We start from the raw sequence: 1,398 nt of genomic DNA, 5'->3' as shown, positions 1-1,398 counted from the left end.
GTCGGCGTCGGGCAGGCCGCCGGCCGCGCGATCCGCCTGTCGATCATCGTCATCGTCACGCTCAACCTGCTGCTGTCGTATGTGTTCTGGGGGCAGGGCGGAACAGTGAGGCTGGCCGGATGACCACCAACGAACCCGACTCGCTGACCCGGCGCCTGGCCGTCTCGCTGCTGACCCTCGTGGTCGCCGCCGGTGTGCTGTACGCGCTGATCACCAAGCCGTGGGAGGCCGAGGGCACGCGCCTGACCGCCGACTTCGACAAGGCGAGCCAGGGGCTGACCACCACGTCCCCGATCAAGGTCCGCGGGGTGCAGGTGGGTCAGGTCGAGTCGATCGACCTGCTGCCCAACGGCCGCGCCCGCCTCATTCTTCGCATCAACGAGGGCGTCCAGGTCCCTCGGACGGCCCGGGCCTCCCTGGAGCCGGAGTCGGTGTTCGGGCCGAAGTTCATCAACCTCGTCCCCGGCCAGGGCGAGGGCGCCGGCCCCTACTACGCCGACCGCGCCCACATCGCCGCGACGGCCGGTTCGGAGGATCTGGACGATCTGGTGTCCAGCGCCGATCGGATACTGACGGCGATCGATGCCCGGGATGTGTCGATCATCGTGGGCACCCTCGCCCAGGGCCTGGGCGGGCAGGCCACCCCGGTCCGTGAGCTGCTGGACGATGCGGACACGATCGTGGCGATCGGTCATAAGCAGCGGCAGCGGGCGGTGCGGTTCACCGCTGATCTGGCGCGGTTGGCGCAGGTGCGCGGTATCGGTGACAGCGTGGCCGGGTTGGCGGGTGACACCAATGCGATCGTGGGCACGGCCGCTTCGGGTCAGGACCGGTTGCGGCGTTTGACCGGGGAGACCGCGCGCCTGTCGGGGATGCTGGCCGGTGGCCTGAACCGGCATGGCGGCCAGCTCGGCCAAGCAGGCCGCTCGGCCGAGCGCGCGACCTCGTTCATCTACGCCCAACTGGGCGTGGGGGGCGGGATCGTGGGCCCCTCGATCGATTCGATCATCGATCAGTTGCCGATCTACCGGGCGGTCTCGTGGCCGGCCGCTCCGCAAGGCAAGCACATGCTCGCAGCCAAGATCATGCTTCCCACCGATCCCTGCGAGCTCATCCTGGGCATCTGCGGCTCCGGCTCCGGCACTGCCACCAGTACGGGCACCGCCGGCGGCGGAGGCACGGGCGCGGGCACCGCGCCTCGTCCCACCTTGCCGCTCCCATCCATAGGAGGGCGGTGACATGGCGGCGCGTCCTGAGAAGGCGTTCTCCTCGCTCGCGCGGTTGTTGTTGTTCCTGGCCGTGACGGTGACGTTGACCGGGTTCATCGCGATGCAGATCGCGCGGCTGGACTTCTCCGATTCCTACCGGGTCACCGCGACCTTCGACGATGTCGGGGGG

The 1,398-nt window shown here is 69.6% G+C and carries 1 protein-coding gene; it reads left to right on the top strand.

Going from position 1 to position 1,398, the window contains the following annotated elements:
* Positions 1-119 precede the first annotated feature (119 nt).
* Entirely contained in the window at positions 120-1,238 is a 1,119-nt protein-coding gene (locus tag ACFPZN_RS56020; RefSeq protein WP_378293582.1) for an MlaD family protein, read from the top strand.
* The last annotated feature ends 160 nt before the right edge of the window (positions 1,239-1,398 follow it).

Origin of the sequence: Actinomadura rugatobispora (genome assembly GCF_042656285.1) — a bacterium.
GTDB classification, from domain to species: Bacteria; Actinomycetota; Actinomycetes; order Streptosporangiales; family Streptosporangiaceae; genus Spirillospora; species Spirillospora rugatobispora.
The sequence above is the reverse complement of the archived record's forward strand: the minus strand, read 5'-3'. Positions and strand labels throughout refer to the sequence as shown.